The organism is Micromonospora solifontis, from assembly GCF_003725545.1.
GTDB classification, from domain to species: Bacteria; Actinomycetota; Actinomycetes; order Mycobacteriales; family Micromonosporaceae; genus Micromonospora; species Micromonospora solifontis.
In genome coordinates this window covers 1-1,027 of record NZ_RJLN01000198.1, presented here as the reverse complement: position 1 = coordinate 1,027, position 1,027 = coordinate 1, and the positions used below count along the sequence as shown (strand labels likewise).

General features: G+C 71.1%; 1 protein-coding gene. It reads left to right on the top strand.

Translation table 11 applies throughout. The annotated features are described in order from the left end of the window. A partial coding sequence (locus tag EFE23_RS27840; protein WP_305034650.1) for an FAD-linked oxidase C-terminal domain-containing protein occupies positions 1–1,027 on the top strand: 1,027 nt, incomplete at both ends.

Below are 1,027 nucleotides of genomic sequence, written 5' to 3'. Positions count from 1 at the left end.
GGGCTCCGAGGGCACCCTGGTCACCATCCTGCGCGCCCGGCTGAAGCTGGTCCCGGTCGTCAAGGCCTCCGCCCTGGTGTTTCTCAGCTACCCCGACATCGCCGCCGCCGGCGACGACGTGCCCCGCGTCCTGACCCACCGACCGATCGCACTGGAAGGCATCGACGACAAGCTGATCAACTTTGAGCGGCGCAAGGACCTGCATCCGGCGGCGCTGCACGAGCTGCCCGAGGGCGGCGCCTGGCTGATGGTCCAGCTCGGCGGCGACACCGCTGAGCAGGCGCGGTCCGCGGCAGATCGGCTCATCGCCGACCTGCGCGGCGACGGCGGGCCCACGGTGCACAGATTCACCGACCCGGCCGACGAGAAGCGGATGTGGGAGGTGCGCGACGCGGCGCTGGGGGCCACCGCGCACGTGCCGGACTACAAGAACAGCGGGCCGGGCTGGGAGGACGCCGCCGTCGCCCCGGACCGGCTCGGTGACTATCTCCGTGACCTCGACCGGCTCTACCGGGAGTTCGACTTCGAGAAGGCCTCCGTCTACGGGCACTTCGGGCAGGGCTGTGTGCACAGCCGGATCCCGTTCCGGCTGCGTACCGCCGATGGGGTCCGCCAGTTCCGGGCCTTCCTGGAACGCGCGGCCGACCTGGTCGCCTCGTACGGCGGCTCGTTCTCCGGTGAGCACGGCGACGGGCAGGCCCGGGGCGAGCTGCTGCCGAAGATGTTCGGTGATCGGCTGATGAGGGGGTTCGGGCAGTTCAAGGCGATCTTCGACCCGGACGACCGGATGAATCCCGGCAAGGTGATGCCGCCGTACCCGCTGGACAGCCACCTGCGCCTCGGGGCGGACTACGACCACGGCGACGTGGGGACGGTGTTCCGCTATCCGAACGACGGCGGCAGCTTCGGGGAGGCGGTGCTGCGTTGCGTGGGCGTCGGCAAGTGCCGCCGGCACGAGGGGGGCGTGATGTGTCCCTCCTACATGGTGACCCGGGAGGAGGAGCACTCCACCCGGGGGCGGTCGCGG